The following is a 19929-nucleotide window of genomic DNA, read 5'->3' as shown; positions in this document are numbered from 1 at the left end:
GGAGGAGGGGCGCAACCCTGGACGTTGCCCCTGCTTGCGTGGCTTCCCTGGACCTGGCGTGCTAGCGTGGACCCCGCGATGTCTGGCGACCAAACCCGAGTCACCAAGATCTCCAGCCTCACCCCAGGACCCGAGCGCGGCACGGAGTGCTGCCTCGTGCAGATCCACGGACCGGAGCTGGGCAAGAAGTACGTGCTGGAAGAGACCGAATTCACCATCGGTCGCGACCAGCACAACCACATCGTGGTGGACCTGGACAACGTGTCCCGCCGCCACGCTCGCATCTGGGGTCGCCAGGGGAAGATGTTCGTGGAGGACCTCCAGTCCACCAACGGCACCTACCTGAACGACAAGGAGGTGCTCCAGGCCCAGCCGCTGCGCAGCGGGGACCTGGTGAAGGTGGGCGGCTCCATCTTCAAGTTCCTCGATGGCGACAACATCGAGACCCAGTACCACGAGACCATCTACACGCTGACCATCGCGGACGGTCTCACGGGCATCAACAACAAGCGCTACTTCCTGGAGTACCTGGAGCGGGAGATGGGCCGCTCCCACCGGTACCAGCGCACGCTGTCGATGTTCATGTTCGACATCGACCACTTCAAGCAGATCAACGACGTGCACGGCCACCTGGCCGGGGACTACGTCCTGCGGGAGCTGGCCCAGTCCATCAAGCGGCTGGTGCGCCGCGAGCAGTGCTTCGCCCGCTACGGCGGCGAGGAGTTCGCCGTCGTCATGCCGGAGGACGGGCCGGACAAGGCGCGCCTGTTCGCGGAGAAGATCCGCAAGCTGGTGGAGGACAAGGTCTTCACCTTCGAGGACAAGGTCATCCCCGTCACCATCTCCCTGGGTGTCGCGGAAGTGGCCCCGGAGATGTCGGAGCCCACCCAGTTCATCAAGGTGGCGGACATGAACCTCTACAAGGCCAAGAAGACGGGCCGCAACCGCGTGGTGGGCTGAAGCCCATGGCGTCCGAAGCGGGTGGGCCGTCCTTCCTGGCGCGGCTGCTCTTCGTGCTGGTGGGCATCGCCTTCTTCGGCGCGGCCTGGGTCTGGTACCGCAAGGACAGCGACCCGCGCGCCGCCCGGTGGGTGGAGCGGGTGAGCGGAAAGCAGCACGGCGCGGCGTCCGCCCCGTAGGGGGAGACACCGCGCCGCTTCACCTCCGAACTCCGGAACCCCGGGACAGCTCAGGTGCCTTCGCGGGTGCCGGCCAGCCGGCCGCGCGTGCCGGGCAGGTTGTCCGGCGGCATCTTCCCGTAGAGGTACTGCACGGTGTCGAGCAGCGTCTCGTGCACGTCGCGGGCCTTGAAGCCCAGCTCGCGCTCCGCCTTGGCGGGCTCCAGGTAGAACCAGTGCTCGCCAATCTCGACCTCCTGCGGGTCGAGCTTCGACACGGTGCCGCGCACCTTGGCCCACTGCTCCAGCAGCTTGCCGCCCAGGATGTTGAGCTCGCGGGGCAGCTTCATGCGCGGGGCGGGCACGCCGGTGAGGCGCTGGAGCCTGTCGAAGAAGTCCGCCAGGGACATGTTCACGCCCATCAGGTGGCGGCCGTACACCTCGCCCCGGGTGAGCGCCTGGACGAAGGCGTCCGCCGCGTCGCGCGCGTCCACGAAGGACATGCCGCCGCCGGGCATGGACGGAATCTCCCGGTTGAGGAACTTCAACACCGTCCAGGTGGACGACAGCCGGTCATCCCCGGGCCCCATCAGCAGGCTGGGGTTCATCACCACGAGGGGGATGGCGTGCTTGCGGCAGTACTCCAGTGCCAGCTTCTCCTCGTAGATTTTCGACAGGTAGTAGGGCCAGTTGGCGACGGTGGTGATGGGGTAGTCGTCGTCCTCCGTGCCCACGCGCTCCTCCTTGGACACCGCGATGGTGCCGGAGGTGGAGCCCAGGATGACGCGCTTGACGCCCGCTTCGCGCACGTCGCGCAGGAACTCGCGCGTGCAGTCCACGTGCAGCTCGTACATCCGCCGCGCGTCCTTGTTCTGGAAGGAGACGAGCCCCGCCAGGTGGTAGACGGCGTCCACGCCCACCAGCGCGCGGCGCACGGCGTCCCGGTCCTTCAGGTCCCCCTGGAGGACCTCCGTCTTGTCGAATGCGGGGCCGGCCGGCTTCGAGCGCGCGATGAGGCGCACGTCGTGGCCCGCGGCCACAAGCCTGGGCACCAGGTGCGTGCCCAGGAACCCCGTGCCTCCAGTGACGAGCAGCTTCACGAGTCCTTCCCTCCCGTCAGGGCGCGGGCCGGCGGGGTGAAGACGCGGTCGGCGCCCACCTGCTCCAGGTCCAGCACCTTGCCCGCGCGCAGCGTGCGCACCGCCTCCTCCGCGATGTGCGTCACGTAGCGGTAGCCCTCCGAGCGCGCCATGCCCTGCGCCCGGGCCTTCAGCGACGCGTACTCCAGCGCCGGGCCCACGTGCACCTCCAGCTCCTTCGTCTTCGGGAACATGGAGCCCTTGGGCAGCGCCTCGTAGGCGCCGTGGATGTAGAGCGGCAGCACGTCCACCCCGTAGGTGAGCGACAGGTAGCCCAGCGTCGGCTTGAACTCCATCAGCTCGCCGGTGGTGGAGCGCGTGCCCTCCGGGAAGATGAGGACGTTGAAGCCCTGCCGGAGCGCCTCGCCCGCCACCCGCAGCGACTCGCGCAGCGAGCCCTGCCGATCAATGGGGATGAGGTGGGTGAAGTTCTCGAACCAGGCGCGCTTGAGCGGCGTGTCGAAGAAGTAGTCGCGCGCGGCCAGCGACACCATGCGCTCGCCCTGCTCGCCCAGCACCACGCGCACCAGCCCCGCGTCCAGGTGGCTGGCGTGGTTCGCGATGACGAGGAAGTTGCGGTTCTGCGGGATGAACGTCTTGCCCGTCACCTTCACGTCGAAGACGCCGCCGTAGAGCACCTTCTGCCCGAAGGACAAAAGCTGCCGGCCCACCGCGGACACGGCCTCCGGCACCGGAATCTCCTGGGCCTCCGCGCGCTCGTTCTCCTTGAGGATGTCGCGCGCCCGCGTCTCCTGCGAAGGCCGCCGGCCGGACACCACCACCAGCTTGCGCAGGTCCTCCACCGTCTGCACCTGCGTGAGGTCTTCGATGGCGGGCAGCGGCACGCCCGCGCCCTCCAGCGCCACGGACATCTCCGTGAGCATCAGCGAGTCGAAGCCCAGATCGCCGATGAGCTGCGCGTCCGGACGCACGTCCGACACCGGGCGGTGGCACACCTCCGCCACCAGCGGGTAGAGCCAGTCCGCGACGCCGCCAGTGGACGTGGCCTGCGCCTTCTCCTTCACGCGGCCGGCGTTGGCGGCCACGCGGTCCAACCGCTGCAGCTCCTCCACCACGCGCTTGCGCTTCACCTTGCGCGTGGACGTGCGGGGCAGCTCCCCGTCGTAGAAGCGCACCGTCTTCACGCGCCGGTAGAAGGGCATGCCCGCGCTCACCTTGCGGAAGTGCTCCTCCAGTTCGTGGCGCACCTCCTCGCGCGGGCGGTCCTTGAAGTCCGGCACGCAGAGGCAGGCCACCTTCTCGCCGCCGGACTCGTCCGGCAGGCCGACGATGGACAGCTCCTTCACGTGCGGGTGCTCCTGGTACAGCTCCTCCAGCTCGTCCGGGTAGACGTTCTTCCCGTTGGCGTCGACGATGACGTCCTTGGCCCGGCCCATCAGGTACAGCCGGCCCTCGTCGTCCATGCGGCCCAGGTCGCCCGTGTGCAGCCAGCCGTCCTTCACCACGGCCTCGGTGGCCTCGCGGTCGCCGAAGTAGCCGGCCATGACGTTGGGGCCCTTGGCCAGCACCTCGCCGATGCCGTCGTTGTCCGGCGTGAGGATGCGGAACTCGATGCCCGGCAGCGCCTTGCCCACCGAACCCCGGATGCGCTTGTTGGTGGCCTCCGACACCGCCAGCACCGGCGCGGCCTCCGTCAGGCCGTAGCCCTCGCGCATGGTGAAGCCCAGCTCGTGGAAGGCCTGGTGCACCTCGTCCGACAGCGCGGAGCCGCCCGACACCAGCACCTTCACCCGGCCGCCGAACTTGCGGTGCACCGGCCAGAACAGGAGCTTGCCCAGGTTGAGCGAGCTGCGGTTTCTCAGCTCCCCGTTGGCCGCCATCAGCGCCTTGAGCGCCTGCTCCACCACCGGCGGACGCGCGGCCATCTCCTGCGTGATCTTCCGGTGCAGGAGCTGCCACAGCGCGGGCACGCCAATCATCGCGGTGACGCGGCCCGTCTCGAAGACGTCGCCCAGCCGGTCCGACGTGAGCTCGTCGATGTACGTGATTTCGGCGCCGCGCGAGAACGGCGTGAGGAAGCCGGCGGAGAATTCAAAGGTGTGGTGCAGCGGCAGCACGGACAGCACGCCGTCGCCCACGCCCACGTTGAACGCGCCCGCCAGCTTCGCCACCAGCGACGTGAAGTTGCGGTGCGTGAGCATCACGCCCTTGGGCGTGCCGGTGGTGCCGGAGGTGAAGATGACGCTGGCCACGTCGTCGGGGGCGGCCGTCTTCCTCACCGGCCCGATGCGGTCCGGGTACGCCGGGTCGCCCGTCATGGCCTCCGCGAGGCTCGTCACGCGCACGCCCTCGCCCAGCGCGCTGAAGAGGCCGGGGAAGTCCTCCGCGGCCTGCTCGGAGATGAGGCACTGCTTCGCCTCCGCGCGCTTCGCGATGTTGACGACCTCCGCTTCCGTGAGGGCGGGATCCACCGGCACGACGGTGGCGCCCGCCCGCAGGATGCCGAAGTAGCTGATGGCCCACTCCGGCCGGTTCTCCGACACCAGCAGCACGCGGTCGCCGCGCTGGATGCCGGAGGCCAGCAGGTGGCTGCCCACGCGCGCGGCGTAGCGGTGCACCTCGCCGAAGGTGAAGCGCTCCTCCTTCTCGCCCGCGGCCATGCGGAAGGCCACCCGGTGACGCCACGCGTGCACGGTGGCCTCGAACAGCTCCAGCAGGTCGCGCGACGCGGGGATGGCGGTGCGCTTCTCGCGCTCCTCGTCCAGGCCCGGGAACACCCACTTCTCCAGGCCGGGCAGGTGCGTGCCCAGGAAGTACTCCCGCCAGTCGATGCGCTCCGGCGCCCAGTCAATCTTCGCGCGGTCCGCGGGCACCATGCGCTCGTAGACGGAGCGCGTGTTGTCGCAGCGGAAGACGTAGCGGTTCTCCCAGAGGAAGGGGAGGAACAGCTCGATGAGGCCGGACAGGCTGCCCGCCTGCGACTCCACCTCGTCCAGCGCGGTGACGGCCTTGTCCACCATCGCCTGGATGCGCGGCGCGCCCCAGGCGGGCCGCACCTCGCCCAGCGTCTTGCGCAAGAGCTTCGCGCCCTTGAGCAGCATGGGCGCGCTGAGCAACTGGAACTCCTGCTTGCTCACCGGCTGCGGCTCGATGCGCGAGCGCAGCGAGTTCACCAGCGAGTTGCCCGTCTCCCGGTTGCGGTAGAAGCGGCGGCGGTACAGGCCCACCAGCTCCACGGAGCGGCTGGCGAGGAACGGGTTCACGTCGCCGGAGGCCAGGTTGTAGACGCGGCGCTCCTCCACCTGGATGGCGTGCGCGGTGATGCCCAGCGTGGCGCCCGCCACCTGGTCCACCGGGATGATGTCCAGGATGGCGTGGTCCCCCGCGGGGATGCCGCGCTGGCCCTTGATGCCCGCGTACGCCAGCGGCGCGGACGTGGTGAAGCCCTCGTTCCAGCCGGGGAACGGGAAGTGCGCCGCGCTCTCCACGATGGAGGGCCGCACGATGGAGTAGCGGAGCCCCGGCGTGCCGGCCATCACCTGTTCGCCCAGGTGCTTGGTGTACGTGTACGTGTTGGGCCAGCCCCAGTGCAGCGCGCGCTCCATGCCCGCGCGCACCAGCTCCCCGGACAGCCACAGCTTGCGCTCACGGCCCACCGCCAGCCGCAGCGTCTTCTCATCCGTGGCGTCGCGGCCTTCCTCCTCCAGCCGGTCCAGCGCCTTCTTGCGGAAGATGGAGGTGAGGGCCTTGTCGTCCGCCTGTTCGCGCAGGCGGGCCACGGTCTTCTCCGCGTCCACCAGCTCCTGCTCCAGGCTGAAGTCGCGCCCGTCCATCTCCTCCATCTTCGGGAAGTAGCCCGCCACCTGCTCGTCCTCGAAGACGAGCCCGCTGCGGTTGCCCGCGACGAAGGCGGTGGACATGTGGATGAGCGGCACCTTCCAGCGCAGCGCCAGCTCCACCGCGTTCTTCACGCCGTGGGTGTTGACGTTGAGGCCCACCTCCAGCGACGGGTTGAAGGACACCAGGCCCGCGCAGTTGACGATGGCGTGCACCTGCCCCGTCATCTTCGCGACGTCCGCCTCCTCCAGGCCCACCCAGGGGTCGGTGATGTCGCCGTCCAGCACGGTGCACTTGTCGCGCAGGTACTGCATCGCGCCGTCGTCGCCCAGCCGGTCGCGCAGCGGCTGGAAGGGCTCGCTGGGCGCCACCTTGTCGAAGAAGCGGCGCTCCGCGGACGCGGCGCTGCCCTTGCGCACCACGACGTAGACCCGGTCCAGCACGTCGCCGTAGTGGAAGAGCAACATCGACAGCGTCACCTTGCCCACGAAGCCGGTGGTGCCGACGAAGACGATTCTCTTGCCGGTGAAGACCTCGGTGACGTTCAGCTCGGAGGGCGTGGCCATGTCCGTGTGCGACCCTTTCACTTCACGTCCACCATCACCGTGGGCGCGATGCGCAGCAGGCTGATGGACGCCGAGCGCCCCATGAAGCCGCGCGCTTCTTCAATCGCCTCGGAGAGGGTGTCGGTGCGATCCCAGCCGAGCAGGGCCGGGACGTGGTTGTTCTCCGCGCCCGCGACAATCACCTTGCCCACGTGCTGACGGCCGTTCTCGCCCCAGTACCACATGTAGAAGGGGTGCACGCCGTGGTAGGCGTTGCCCTTCCGGTACAGGTGCACGTAGCTGGGGTTCTCCGCGAACTCCTTCTCGTACTTGTGCTCCAGCTTCATGGAGTCGCGCGTCTCCGGCAGCAGCCGGTGGAAGAACTCGATGTAGCTGGGGTGCTGCACGGGGTCGAACTCGTCGTAGGCCGGGTGCAGGAGGATGAGCACGCCGCCCTTCTTCACCAGCGGCACGCCCCGGTTGAGGTTGTAGAAGTAGCCCAGCCCCATCACCTGCACGAGCAGCGGGTTGAGCACGGAGTTGACGCTGTAGGGGCTGACGAACGGGATGGGGAAGATGACGATGTCGCTCTGTCCCTCCACCGGCACCACGTACTGCTTCCAGCTCTGCTCCAGCGTCTTCTGGTGCGTGGGCTCCGTGGCCCCCGCGAACACGCCCGTCACGTCGTAGGGCGCGGGGATGGCGTTGAGCACCTTGCGCGCGGCGGCGCGGGGCAGCTTGGACAGCGTGAAGCGCAGGGCCTGGAACTTCAGCCGGTCCGCCTCCGTGTAGTCCTCCTCCTTCTTCGCCAGGAAGTCCGTGGGCGCGCCGAACATGCGGTTGTTCAGCGTGGTCTCGATGTGGAAGACCTTGAGGTTCTGGTCGATGACCGTCCCGATGCGCGTGTTCTTCGTGTACAGCGCGCTCGCCTTCGGCTCCATGTAGCTGTCGGAGTCGCGGATCGTCTTCGGGTTGTGGTGGTGCCTGAGCGACGCGTAGTTCGTCACGCCCGTGCCCATGGACTTGTGCCCGCCGTTCATGGGCACGAAGTTGATGTTCACGTAGACGATGAGGTCGCTCTCCGCGACGCGCCGGTTCACCGCCACCACTTCGTTGTGGCTGGTGCGCTCCAGCTCCGTGATGCCGTCCGGGTCCTCCGCGTCGTGGTTGTAGTACCGGTCCGGGTAGTAGGCGTCGTAGATCTTCTCGCCCACCATGCGCTTCATCTCGCCTTCGGTCATCCGGCGGTGCAGCGCGTTGGCGATGACCAGGTGCACGTCATCCACGCCGGAGTCCGCGCACAATTCCAGCACCACCTCCAGGATGGACTGGCGCACGTCGGGCGTGACCATGGGCGGCAGCGGCACGCTGATGTCGTCGATGACGCAGGTCAGCCGCATGCCGGGCTTGAGCAGCGCGTGCAGCGGGTCCATGCCCTCCGGGTGGTTGATGGCCCAGCGGATGGCGGCCTTCACGTTGGGCACGCCCTCCAGCGGGGGGCGGGGGAAGATGACCCGGGTGCCCACGGGCAGGTCTTCCTGCAGGAAGCCTTCACCGTAGAAGAGCGCCCGGGGGGGGCTGCCCTTCTCCGTGATGACCACCTGGCTTTCCTCGTCGTACAGCTTCTGGAGCGTCTTGAGCGGGCGCATGGGCTTGGGCCGGGGGGGAAGAGGGGGGTTACTTCAAGTCCAGGATGGGCCAGTTGTACGCGCGCGCGAGCGAGCGCAGCCGCAGGTCCGGGTTCACCGCGGTGGGCCGTCCCACGACGGCGAGCATGGCGTAGTCGGAGGCGCTGTCCGAATAGCCGTGGCACTGGTTGAGGGCCAGGCCCTCCTTCTCGCAGTAGGCGCGGATGGCGTTGGCCTTGTTGGCGCCTTCGATGATGGGCGGAATCACCTTGCCCGTCGCCTTGCCGCCCACGAACTGCATCTTGTTGGCGATGACGTCGTCGCAGCCCAGGTGCCGGGCCAGCGGGCGCATGGTGAAGTCCAGGGCCCCGGTGACGAGCACGATGCGGCAGCCGGCGCGCCGCGCCTCGTCGATGAGGTCCTGCGTCTGCTCGTAGAGCGCGGGCTTGAGGACGTCCTCGAACATGTCCTCCGCGATGGTGACCAGCCGGTCCTCGCTGAGCCCCGAGTAGTAGCGGTAGAAGAACTCGTTGAAGGCCTTGCGGTTGACGGCATCCAGGATGCCGAACACCGGCAACCCCAGGGCGGTCCCCAGGGTGCGGCCCGCGATGCCCCGGAGCGAGCCCCGGTTCATGGCGTAGTAGGCGTAGACGTGAACGATGTTCGTCCGGACCAGCGTCCCGTCGACGTCGAAGAAGGCGGCTTTGGCGGGCACTTTGGGGGGCATGGGCGGTCGGGCTTCCTCCCATCCTGGAGGGGGTCCGGTCAACGACGCCGGAAGGGGCGGGGCAGGGCGGCTGCCCTTGGAGCGAATGGGGCTATAACCAGCCCTGCGCGCGATACCATTCACCACTGCGGGTGATGGAGTCGGCCAGGTTCCTTCGCGGCCGGAAGCCCAGCAGCCTTTCGGCCTTGGCCCCCGAGCACGTCCAGGCGGGCGCCAGCAGCTGCCGCGCCAGCTTCCGGTTCAGGGGCAGCTTCTTGCCCGTCAGCCGCGTCACCCCGTCCGCCGCCGTCGCCAGGGCCGTCAGCACCGCCGGGCGCATCCGCACCGTGCGGGGCGTGTAGCCCAGCGCCTTCGCCCCCAGGTCCTGCATCTGCTCCAGGGTCAGCCGCTCCGGGCCGGCGCAGAAGAACGCCTCGCCCAGCGCCTCCGGCCGCTCCGCCAGGACGAGCAGCAGGTCCACCACGTCCTCCACGTCCACCAGGGACAGCGGACGCGGCCCGCCCACCAGCTCCAGGCGGATGCCTTGCTTCGCCATCTTGAAGAAAGACAGGTTTTCCCGGTCACCGGGCCCCAGGATGCGGGGCGGGCGGATCACCGTGACGGGCAGCCGGTCCTTGAAGGAGAAGGCAATCTGCTCCGCCTCCGCCTTGCTCTCGCCGTACCACTCGTGGGGATGGAAGGCGTCCTCCTCCACGTGGGGCCGCTCCGGGGTGGAGGGCCCGTGCGAGGCCAGCGACCCGCACATCACCAGCCGGGGCTTCGGGGCGGGGCCAGGCAGGGCGGCCAGGGCCTCGCAGAGCTGCCGGGTGCCGCCCGCGTTGACGCGGAGGAACTCGTCCCGCAGCGCCGCGCGGCGGATGCCGGCCAGGTGGAAGACGACGTCCACGCCCTTCACCGCCTCCTCCAGGGAGGCCCGGTCCGTCACGTCCCCCAGCACCCGCTTCCAAGTGTGGCCCGCCAGCGCCTTCTCCAGTTCGCGGGCGTCGGTGGAGGGGCGCAACAGGCATGAGACACGGTCGCCGCGAGCGACGAGCGCGCGTGCGAGCCAGGTCCCCAGGAAGCCGCCGGCGCCGGTGATGAGGGCATTCATGGGGGCTGTTTCATCCGAAAAGCCACATCCCGTCCACCGCCGAAATGGGCTCTGTCCTCCAGAGGGGGCACGCTGCCGCGGGGCCGGGAAATCGCCTCCAGACGTGTTCATTGGCCCAATCCCCGAGGGAAAACGCCTTCCGGAGCCGGTTTCTAGGGCTCCGGACGCGCCGAGGGGCTTCCGCTCCCGAGGGAAGAATGCGCTGCGGGGCCGAGTTCTAGCCTCCGAACACGTCGCTTCGGGCGTTCCCCGAGGGAAAAACCACGCGAAGAGCGCTGTTTTTCAAGCTTGACCGTGCTACTACGCGCCATCGGCTCTAGCTTGAAGATGCAAGCACGCCGTGCAACGTCCCCTTCGGAGGGGAGGAGACACAAGACGAATGGCCGCCAAGAAAGCCGCTGCGAAGAAGACCCCTGCTGCTCCCGCCGCCAAGAAGACCACCGCGAAGAAGTCCGCTGATGGTGCGCGCAAGCCGAACGCGGCGTTCATGAAGGAAATGACGCCCTCCGCCGCGCTGGCGGAGATCGTCGGTCCCAAGCCGCTGCCCCGGACCGAGGTTGTGAAGAAGCTCTGGGCCTACATCAAGAAGAACAACCTCCAGGACGCGAAGAACAAGCGGCAGATCAACGCCGACGACAAGCTGAAGCCCATCTTTGGCGGCAAGAAGAACGTCACCATGTTCGAGATGACCTCGCTGGTGAACAAGCAGCTGAGCTGATTGGCATCCGGGCCGTCGGGGGCCGTCGTCGGCCGCCCGAAGGACCTCATGAGGGCTCGTCACGCATCGCGCGGGACGGGCCCTCTGCTTTTGGGGCGGGCCGAGCGTTGAAAAGGGGGCGGACCCCTCACTCCGCCCTGGCGGACGCGCCGCGCCGGGCCTACCTGTGGGCACCATGTTCCAGGACGGACTCGAGGCAGGGGCGCGCACCGCGAAGCAGGCGGACGCGGAAGGCACGCAGGCGACGGTGGAGGCGCTGGCGGAGGGCTTGTTCGGCCAGGTGCGCCAGGAGCTGGAGGCACGGCGCGTCACGCCGCTGTCCACCTACCGGATGCAGCTGCACCAGGGCTTCACCTTCCAGCAGGCCAAGGCCGTGGTGCCCTACCTGGCCCGGCTGGGGGTCAGTGACTTCTATGCGTCCCCCTACCTGAAGGCCACGCCGGGCAGCACCCACGGCTACGACTGCGTGGACCACCAGCGGCTCAACCCGGAGGTGGGCACGCCGGAGGACCACGCGGACTTCTGCCGGGCCCTTGGCGAGCACGGCCTGGGGCAGCTGCTGGACGTGGTGCCCAACCACATGGGCATCGAACGCGACAACCGCCTGTGGCTGGACGTGCTGGAGAACGGCCCGTCGTCCGTCTACGCGAAGTTCTTCGACATCGACTGGCGGCCGGTGAAGGACGAGCTGGCGGACAAGGTGCTGCTGCCCATCCTGGGCGACCAGTACGGCATCGTGCTGGAGCGCGGCGAGCTGAAGCTGTCCTTCGACGCCGGCGCCTTCCACCTGCACTACTACGACCACCGCCTGCCGGTGGCCCCGCGCCAGTACGCGCGCATCCTGTGCCACGGCCTGGAGCGGCTGGAGGCCCAGCTGGGCGCGGAGCACCCGCACCTGGTGGAGCTGCTCTCCATCCTCACCGCGCTGGAGCACCTGCCGCCGCGCACGGAGGTGGAGCGCTCGAAGGTCATCGAGCGGCACCGCGAGAAGGAGGTCATCAAGCGGCGGCTCGCCACGGTGGCGGCGGACAGCCCGGAGCTCACGGCCTACATCCACGAGAACGTGCGGGTGTTCAACGGCACGCCCGGCAACGTGCGCTCCTTCGACATGCTGGACGCGCTCCTCCAGGAGTGCAGCTACCGGCTGGCGCACTGGCGCGTGGCGGGCGAGGAGATCAACTACCGCCGCTTCTTCGACATCAACGGCCTGGCGGCCATCCGCGTGGAGGACCCGGACGTCTTCCTGGAGGCCCACCAGCTCATCTTCGAGTGGCTGCGCGAGGGGCGCGTCACCGGCCTGCGCATCGACCATCCGGACGGCCTGTTCGACCCCACCGCCTACTTCCTGGACCTGCAGGAGCGCTTCTTCGTGGAGCGCGCGCGGGCGCGGTTCGAGGCGGACCTGGACGCAGGGGGGGACGCCCGCTGGCCGCAGGTGGAGGCGCTCTTGCGCGCGAAGTGGCGTCAGGAGGTGATGGACACCCCGGACAGCCCGCTGCGCAAGGCGCTCTTCGTGTCGGTGGAGAAGATCCAGGGCGGCCGCGAGCGCATCCCGGACGCGTGGGCGGTGCACGGCACCACCGGCTACCGCTTCGCCAACGCGGTCAGCGGCCTGTTCGTGCACCCGGCGGCGGAGGCGCACCTGACGGAGACGTACGAGCGCTTCGCCGGCGGCACGCAGGACTTCGCGGAGCTCGTGTACCAGAAGAAGCTGCTCATCATGCGCGTGTCCATGGCGAGCGAGATCAACGTCCTGGCGCACGAGCTCAACCGCATCTCGGAGATGAACCGCCGCACGCGCGACTTCACGCTCAACAGCCTGCGGCGCGCGCTCATCGAATTCATCGCGCTGTTCCCCGTCTACCGCACCTACGTGGACGGCTGGCGGCAGGAGCTGGACGCGCGCGACGTGCAGTACATCGAGTGGACGCTCCAGCGGGCCAAGGAGCGCAACACCAACACCAACGCGTCCATCTTCGACTTCCTGCGCGACATCCTCCTGGGCCGCTACCCGGAGCACGTGGGGGACGAGGAGAAGGCCGTGATGCTGCGCTTCGCGATGAAGCTGCAGCAGGTGACGGGGCCCGTCATGGCCAAGGGCCTGGAGGACACGGTCTTCTACATCTACAACCGGCTGGTGAGCCTCAACGAGGTGGGCGGCGAGCCGGAGCACTTCGGCATGCGCGCCACCACCTTCCACCTGCGCAACCAGGAGCGCGCGGAGCGCTGGCCGGGCAGCATGCTCACCTCCAGCACCCACGACACCAAGCGCAGCGAGGACGTGCGCGCGCGCATCAACGTCCTCACGGAGCTGCCGGAGGCGTGGCGCGAGCGCGCCCGCGCGTGGGCGGACCTGACGCAGCCCTTCGTCTCCCACCTGCCCTCGGGCCCCGCGCCGTCCGCCAACGACACCTACCTCTTCTTCCAGACGGTGGTGGGCGCGTGGCCCATGGGCGAGCACGCGTCCCCGAAGGAGCTGGAGGACTTCCACCGCCGCGTGCGCGAGTACATGGCCAAGGCCATCAAGGAGGCCAAGGTCCGCACCGCGTGGACCAACCCGGACGCCGCCTACGACGACGCGATGGCGCGCTACGTGGACGCGTGCTTCGACCCGAAGAAGGGCCAGGCCTTCCTGGACGACGTGCGCGCGTTCAAGCGCCGCATCGAGCGCGCGGGCCAGCACAACGCGCTGGGCCAACTGCTGCTGAAGCTCGCGTCGCCGGGCGTGGTGGACACGTACCAGGGCTGCGAGCTGTGGGACCTGTCCCTGGTGGATCCGGACAACCGCCGGCCGGTGGACTACGCGCTCCGGGAGCGGCTGCTGGCGGGGCTGGACGCGGAGGCCGCGAAGGACCGGGCCGCCCTGTGCGCCCGGCTGTCCAAGGACATGGACGACGGGCAGGTGAAGCTGTTCCTCACGGCGGAGGCGCTGCGGCTGCGCCAGAAGCACGCGGACCTGTTCCGGATGGGGGGCTACGCGGCCCTGGAGATCTCCGGCCCCCGCGCGCCCGCGGCGGTGGGCTTCGTCCGCACGCACGGCGACACGGTGCTGCTCGCCTGCGCGCCGCGTTACACCCTGGAGGCCCTGGAGGCCGGGGGCCTGGCGCAGGCGTATGACGGTACGTTCCTGGACCTTCCGGAGGCATATGCGGGCATGATGTTCCGCAACGTCTTCACCGGGCGCCAGGTCCGTCCCCAGCAGGGGCCGGGAGGCGCGGGGCTGGCCCTGGGGCCGCTCCTCGCGGAGTTCCCGGTGGTGCTGCTGGAGATGGAGAGGAGCACTGGATGAGGAGGGCCGAGGTGCTTCCAGGGAAGCCGTTTCCCCTGGGCGCCACGTATGACGGGAGCGGCGTCAACTTCGCCGTGTTCAGCGAGCACGCGAAGAAGGTGGAGGTCTGCCTCTTCGACCCCGGGGACCCCACGAAGGAGACCCGGCGCTTCCCGCTGCTGGAGACGACGCACCACGTCTTTCATGGCTACATGCCGGGCGTGCACGCCGGGTGTCTGTACGGCCTGCGCGTCCACGGGCCGTACGAGCCGAAGAAGGGGCTGCGCTTCAACCCGCACAAGCTCCTGGTGGACCCGTACGCGAAGGCGCTGCACGGCAAGGTGGACCCCAAGGCCCCGTTCCACGCCTACGTGCACGGGGGCAAGGAGGAGGACCTGGCCATGGACACCCAGGACGACGCCTGGGGCGTGCCCAAGGGCGTCATCCTGACGGACGCGTTCGACTGGGAGGGGGACCGGCGGCCGGAGGTCCCCTGGCACAAGACGGTCCTCTACGAGCTGCACGTCAAGGGCTTCACGAAGCTGCACCCGCGCATCCCCGAACACCTGCGCGGCACGTACGCGGGCCTGGCGCACCCGGCCTCCATCGAACACCTGAAGAAGGTGGGCGTGACGTCCGTGGAGCTGCTGCCCATCCACGCGTACGTGGACGAGCCCTTCCTCACCCAGAAGGGGCGCTCCAACTACTGGGGCTACAACACGCTGAACTTCTTCGCCCCGGACGCGCGCTTCAGCGCCTCCGGTTCGCTGGGCGAACAGGTGGCGGAGTTCAAGGGGATGGTGAAGCTGCTGCACCGCGCGGGCATCGAGGTCATCCTCGACGTCGTGTACAACCACACCTGCGAGGGCAACCACCTGGGCCCCACGCTGTCCTTCAAGGGGCTGGACGCCGGCGCGTACTACCGGCTCAGCGAGAAGGACCCGCGCTACTTCATGGACTTCACGGGGTGCGGCAATTCGTGGAACGCCACGCACCCGTACGCGCTGAAGCTGGTGGCGGACTCGCTGCGCTACTGGGTGGAGGTGATGCACGTGGACGGCTTCCGTTTCGACCTGGCGACGACGCTGGGAAGGGACAGGCACGGCTACGACACCCGCGCGGCCTTCTTCCAAATCCTCCACCAGGACCCGGTGCTCAGCCGCGCGAAGCTCATCGCGGAGCCCTGGGACGTGGGCGACTACGGCTACCAGGTGGGCAACTTCCCGGTGCTGTGGAGCGAGTGGAACGGCAAGTACCGCGACACCATCCGGCGCTACTGGAAGGGCGATGACCGGCAGGCGGCGGAGATCGGCTCGCGGCTGACGGGCAGCTCGGACCTGTTCGCGCTGTCCGGGCGCAAGCCCACGGCGAGCGTGAACTTCGTCACCGCGCACGACGGCTTCACGCTGCACGACCTGGTGACGTACAGCCAGAAGCACAACGAGGCCAACGGCGAGGACAACCGCGACGGGGCCAACGACAACCACGCCTGGAACTGCGGCGTGGAGGGGGAGACGACGGACGCGAAGGTGAACGCGCTGCGCGAACAGCAGAAGCGCAACTTCCTGGCGTCGCTCTTCCTGTCGCAGGGCGTGCCCATGCTGGTGGCCGGCGACGAGATGGGCCGCACGCAGAAGGGCAACAACAACGCCTACTGCCAGGACAACGAGCTGTCGTGGGTGAACTGGGAGCTCAACGAGAAGCAGCGCCAGCTGCTGGAGTTCACCGTCCGCATGACGAAGCTGCGGCGCGAGCAGCCCGTCTTGAGCAAGCGCCGCTTCTTCCGCGGGGCCCACATCTGGGACAGCGAGCTGAAGGACCTGGCGTGGTTCCGGCCGGACGGCAAGGAGATGAAGCGGGAGGACTGGGAGAAGCCCTATGTGCGCTCCCTGGCCTTCCTGCTGGGCGGGGACGCCATCGCCACGCCGGACGACGAGGGCCACCGCATCGTCGGGGACACGCTGCTGGTGCTGCTCAACGCGCACCATGAACCCATCACGTTCCTGCTGCCCGCGCTGGAGTGGGGCGCGGACTGGGAGCTGGTGGTGGACACGGCGGCCACGGGCGAGTCGCAGCGCACGCACACCCCGGCTGGCGGCAAGGTGCAGGCGGTGGGGCGCTCCGTGGTGGTGCTGCGCCGGCCGACGACGGAATGGGAGTAGCCCCCGGCGCCGCCCCGGTGTAGGCAGCGGGCTTGAACGCGCGAGGCGGGCCCCTCCCCCTGGGGGCCTTCCCTGCTTCGCGCGGCGTCTTCGGACCGGGAACGGGCGCACGTGCTTACCGATTCAGTCTGGCCCTGGGTGGGCTTCAACGTCTTCGTCGTGGCGATGCTCGCCATGGACCTGGGGCTGTTCCACCGCAAGGAGCACGCGGTGTCGCCGAAGGAGGCGACGCTCTGGACGCTCGTCTGGGTGAGCATCAGCCTCGCGTTCTGCGGGGGCGTCTGGCGCTACGGCGGCCAGGGCCCGGCGCTGGAGTGGCTGACGGCGTACGTGGTGGAGTACGCGCTGTCGGTCGACAACCTCTTCGTCTTCCTGATGGTGTTCGGCTACTTCCGGGTGGCCCCGCAGCACCAGCACCGGGTGCTCTTCTGGGGCATCCTGGGCGCGTTCGTGATGCGCGCGGTGCTCATCCTCGCGGGCACGGCGCTGGTCGCGAAGTTCCACTGGCTCATCTACATCTTCGGCGCGTTCCTGGTGTTCACGGCCGTGAAGATGCTGGTGGCCAAGGACGACGAGGACGTGGACCCGGAGGCGGGCTTCATCGTGAAGATGTCCCGGCGCCTGCTGCCGGTGGCACGCCAGGGCGAGGGCAGCCGCTTCTTCACGCTGGAGGACGGCCGCCGCAAGGTGACGCCGCTGTTCATCGTGCTGATGGTGGTGGAGGCCACGGACCTGCTCTTCGCCATGGACTCCATCCCGGCGGTGCTGGGCATCAGCAAGGACCCCTTCATCATCTACACGTCCAACGTCTGCGCCATCCTGGGCCTGCGCTCGCTCTTCTTCGTCGTCTCCAGCCTGATGGAGAAGTTCCACCTGCTGAAGATCGCCCTGGGCGTCATCCTGGGCTTCGTCGGCGTGAAGATGCTGCTGGAGTACTTCTACAAGATTCCCATTGGCGTCTCGCTGGCGGTCATCGCCGGGTGCCTGGTGCTGGCCGTCGTGGGGTCGCTGGTGTTCCCCAAGCCGCCGGAGGTGGCCTCGGCGCCGGAGGCCGGCAAGCAGCCGGAGGCCCCCGCCCGGGAGCAGGAGCGCGGCTAGGACCGGCGGTCCCAGCGGGGCCCAGTGTTTCCCTTGCATCGGGCGGGAGTCGCTGCCAAGTCTCCCGCCATGTCCACCGCCACCACCGATGGCATCCGCGTCACCGTGGAGCCGACCTTCTGGCCGGAGCGCAGCACCCCCGAGGCCGGGCAGTTCGCCTTCATGTACAAGGTGGAGATCGTCAACGAAGGCGACGCTCCCGCGCAGCTCCACGCCCGGCACTGGCTCATCACGGATGCCCAGGGCAACGTGGACGAGGTGAAGGGCGAAGGCGTGGTGGGCCGCCAGCCCCGGCTGGGGCCGGGCGAGCGTTTCGAGTACACGAGCTGGGCGATGCTGAAGACGCCCTTCGGCACCATGCGCGGCACCTACGAGATGGTGCGCCCGGACGGCACCCGCTTCGAGGCCCGCATCGCCGAGTTCGCCCTCACGCTGCCGCACGCGCTGCACTGAAAACCCCTACCGGAGTCCTCAAGCGCATGGGCCTGCCGAGCACGAAGCGGGGATTGCTGCTCATCAACCTGGGGACGCCGGACGCGCCCGAGTCGGGGCCGGTGCGCAGGTACCTGCGGGAGTTCCTCAACGACCCGCGCGTCATCGACATCCACCCGGTGGGGCGCTGGTTCCTCTTGAACCTCTTCATCCTGCCGTTCCGCCCCGCCAAGAGCGCGGAGGCGTACCGCAAGGTGTGGACCCAGGAGGGCTCGCCGCTGCTGGTGTACGGCCGCGCGCTGGAGGCGGCGGTGGCCGAGCGCTTGAAGGGGGACTACGAGGTGGCGCTCGCCATGCGCTACGGCAACCCGTCCCTGCCGGACGTCATCGCGCGGCTCAAGGCGAAGGGCGTGTCGGAATTCACCGTGCTGCCGCTGTACCCGCACGAGGCCGCGTCGTCCGCGTCGTCGTCGCTGGCGCGCACGTACGAGGTGCTGGCGCAAGGCTGGGACGTGCCCAACGTGCGCGCGGTGCCGGCCTTCTTCGACGACGCGGGCTTCCTGGACGCGTTCGCCTCCGTGGCCCGGCCGGTGATTGATGACGCGAGAGCGGACCACGTGCTGTTCAGCTTCCACGGGCTGCCGGAGCGCCACATGCGCAAGAGCGACCCCTCGGGGCAGCACTGCCTGGCGTCCGCGGGCTGCTGCGACGTGCTGGGGGACGCGAACCGGCACTGCTACCGCGCCCAGTGCTTCGACACGGCGAGGAGCCTGGCCCGGCGGCTGGCGCTGCCGGAGGGCGGCTACACCGTGTCCTTCCAGTCGCGGCTGGGGCGCACGCCGTGGGTGAAGCCCTACACGGACATCGTGCTGCCGGAGCTGGCGGCCAGGGGCGTGAAGCGGCTGGCGGTGATGTGCCCGGCCTTCGTGGCGGACTGCCTGGAGACGCTGGAGGAGGTGGGCATCCGCGCGAAGGAGCAGTTCGTGGAGGCCGGGGGCGAAGCGCTGACGCTGGTGCCGTCCCTCAACGCCCACCCGGAGTGGGTGGACGCCGTGGTGCGGCTGGTGCGCGCGTCGGACGGGCCGCCGGCTACGGCGCGGGCGTCGCTGACGGAGTCGCCGGTGCGGGCGCCGCGGGAGCCTGCGGAGCGCTGACGGGGGCGAGGCGGGCCTGGTAGGTGCCCACCGGCAGGCCCATGGCGGGCTGGGCCGGCCCCTTCATGCTGGTGGCGAGGGTGCCCTCCCAGGAGCGCCACTGCCCGGCCTTGACCAGGAACTCACCCCGGCCGGTCACCTTCACGGTGGCGCCCAGCTCGGCGCCTCCGGCCGGGCCTGAGGCGTCGTCGTCGCTGTCGGCGCCTTCCGGGGCCGTGGGGACGGGGGGGCGCTTGCCGGGGATGGCGCGGGCGGGGGCGAGGATGCCGCCGAACTGCTCCAGCAGGTCGTATTCGAGCGTGGCCACCTGCTCGCCATTGTCGCCGGGGGTGACGGAGACGAGCTTCACGCGGTTGCGCCGCTCGGCGCCGCCGGTGGCGCGGCGGAACTGGGTGCCCAGGGCGTCCGGGACGAGCAGCGCGGTGGCCAGCGACCACGTCTCTCCGGGGCGCACGGGGTCCCGGGGCAGCTCCAGCACGAGCGTGGCCAGGTTGCGCTCCAGCACGGGGAGCCCGTCGATGATGAAGCCCCGGTCGCTCACGGTGGCGTCCTCCGGCGCGGCGCCGCCCGAGGGCGTCAGGCGCAGGTGGCGCTCACCGGCGCGGTCCAGGTCCAGCACGAAGGTGTATTCGCCGGGGACGCTGGGCGCGGCGGCGGTGGGCGCGGCCGGGGAGGCCCTGGCGCCCTTCTTCTTCTTGTCGGCCCGGGGCTCCGCCGGGGCGGACTCGAAGGCGGGGGCGCCGCGATCCAGGGTGAGCGACAGGCGGTAGGCGACGGGCGTGCCCTGCACGAGGTTCCAGCGCAGCAGCACGGCGTCCTTGGGGACGGCGGGCGCGGCGGCGGCGGGCTCGGGGGCCTCCGTGGAAGGCGGGGTCGAGGGTGCGCCCGCCGGGCGCTGGAGGGGCTCGATCTTCCCGGGCTCCTCCTGCTTGCAGGCGGTGAACGCGAGGGCAACGAGCAGACCGCACAGACTTCGCTTCACGGGGACACTCCTGGTGACGGTCGCGGGATAGCGGAGCGGCCGGCGGTTGTAAAAGGGAGAAGGTGGAATG

General features: G+C 69.4%; 14 protein-coding genes. 8 read left to right on the top strand and 6 right to left on the bottom strand.

Annotated elements, in window-relative coordinates; translation table 11 throughout:
* The first annotated feature begins 78 nt into the window (after positions 1 to 78).
* Together OV207_RS05670 and OV207_RS05665 are read left to right on the top strand one after the other, a co-directional pair.
* A complete protein-coding gene (locus OV207_RS05670) occupies positions 79 to 960 on the top strand; it encodes a diguanylate cyclase (RefSeq protein ID WP_193347303.1) in 882 nt (293 codons plus the stop codon).
* Positions 961 to 965: 5 nt separating this feature from the next.
* On the top strand, positions 966 to 1139 hold the full coding sequence (locus OV207_RS05665) for a hypothetical protein (RefSeq protein WP_267553247.1): 174 nt from the start codon (positions 966 to 968) through the stop codon (positions 1137 to 1139).
* A gap of 50 nt (positions 1140 to 1189) precedes the next feature.
* Here OV207_RS05665 and OV207_RS05660 read toward each other — a convergent pair whose 3' ends face one another.
* The 5 genes from OV207_RS05660 to OV207_RS05640 form a co-directional block, all read right to left on the bottom strand.
* On the bottom strand, positions 1190 to 2218 hold the full coding sequence (locus OV207_RS05660) for an NAD-dependent epimerase/dehydratase family protein (RefSeq protein WP_267553246.1): 1029 nt from the start codon (positions 2216 to 2218) through the stop codon (positions 1190 to 1192).
* A complete protein-coding gene (locus OV207_RS05655) occupies positions 2215 to 6621 on the bottom strand; it encodes an AMP-binding protein (RefSeq protein WP_193347306.1) in 4407 nt (1468 codons plus the stop codon). Before OV207_RS05655 ends, OV207_RS05660 begins: the two co-directional genes overlap by 4 nt.
* A 17-nt stretch (positions 6622 to 6638) precedes the next feature.
* The gene (locus OV207_RS05650) at positions 6639 to 8249 is read right to left on the bottom strand and encodes a lactate racemase domain-containing protein (protein WP_193347307.1); all 1611 of its coding nucleotides are present in this window, start codon (positions 8247 to 8249) and stop codon (positions 6639 to 6641) included.
* Positions 8250 to 8277: 28 nt separating this feature from the next.
* Complete coding sequence (locus OV207_RS05645) at positions 8278 to 8943, bottom strand: HAD family hydrolase (RefSeq protein ID WP_120533186.1); 666 nt, start codon at positions 8941 to 8943, stop codon at positions 8278 to 8280.
* Between the two features lie 103 nt (positions 8944 to 9046).
* Positions 9047 to 10045 carry an NAD-dependent epimerase/dehydratase family protein gene (locus tag OV207_RS05640; RefSeq protein ID WP_267553243.1) on the bottom strand — a complete coding sequence of 333 codons (999 nt, stop codon included), beginning with the start codon at positions 10043 to 10045 and terminating at the stop codon, positions 9047 to 9049.
* 379 nt (positions 10046 to 10424) lie between these two features.
* Between OV207_RS05640 and OV207_RS05635 the strand changes: the two genes are divergently transcribed.
* From OV207_RS05635 to hemH, 6 genes are all read left to right on the top strand, one after another.
* Positions 10425 to 10763, top strand: a complete 339-nt coding sequence (locus OV207_RS05635; protein ID WP_193347309.1) for an SWIB/MDM2 domain-containing protein — start codon at positions 10425 to 10427, stop codon at positions 10761 to 10763.
* A 175-nt stretch (positions 10764 to 10938) separates the two neighbouring features.
* Complete coding sequence (treY, locus tag OV207_RS05630) at positions 10939 to 14052, top strand: malto-oligosyltrehalose synthase (RefSeq protein ID WP_267553239.1); 3114 nt, start codon at positions 10939 to 10941, stop codon at positions 14050 to 14052.
* Positions 14049 to 16193 (top strand): glycogen debranching protein GlgX, encoded by a 2145-nt coding sequence (gene glgX / locus OV207_RS05625; protein ID WP_267553237.1) that lies wholly within the window; start codon positions 14049 to 14051, stop codon positions 16191 to 16193. The genes treY and glgX overlap by 4 nt, the downstream gene beginning before the upstream one ends.
* A gap of 111 nt (positions 16194 to 16304) precedes the next feature.
* Positions 16305 to 17291, top strand: coding sequence for a TerC family protein (locus OV207_RS05620; RefSeq protein ID WP_267553235.1), 987 nt, complete (start codon positions 16305 to 16307; stop codon positions 17289 to 17291).
* 69 nt (positions 17292 to 17360) lie between these two features.
* Entirely contained in the window at positions 17361 to 17744 is a 384-nt protein-coding gene (apaG, locus tag OV207_RS05615) for a Co2+/Mg2+ efflux protein ApaG (protein WP_193347312.1), read from the top strand.
* A 26-nt stretch (positions 17745 to 17770) separates the two neighbouring features.
* Positions 17771 to 18877: a ferrochelatase gene (gene hemH / locus OV207_RS05610; RefSeq protein ID WP_267553232.1), complete on the top strand. Its 1107-nt coding sequence runs from the start codon at positions 17771 to 17773 to the stop codon at positions 18875 to 18877.
* On the opposite strand, the gene OV207_RS05605 is transcribed toward hemH, so the two are convergent.
* Positions 18813 to 19859, bottom strand: a complete 1047-nt coding sequence (locus OV207_RS05605) for a hypothetical protein (protein ID WP_267553230.1) — start codon at positions 19857 to 19859, stop codon at positions 18813 to 18815. The two genes, hemH and OV207_RS05605, sit on opposite strands and share 65 nt — an antisense overlap.
* Positions 19860 to 19929 lie beyond the last annotated feature (70 nt).

Origin of the sequence: Corallococcus sp. BB11-1, from assembly GCF_026626625.1 — a bacterium.
GTDB lineage: Bacteria > Myxococcota > Myxococcia > Myxococcales > Myxococcaceae > Corallococcus > Corallococcus soli.
The sequence above is the reverse complement of the archived record's forward strand: the minus strand, read 5'-3'. Positions and strand labels throughout refer to the sequence as shown.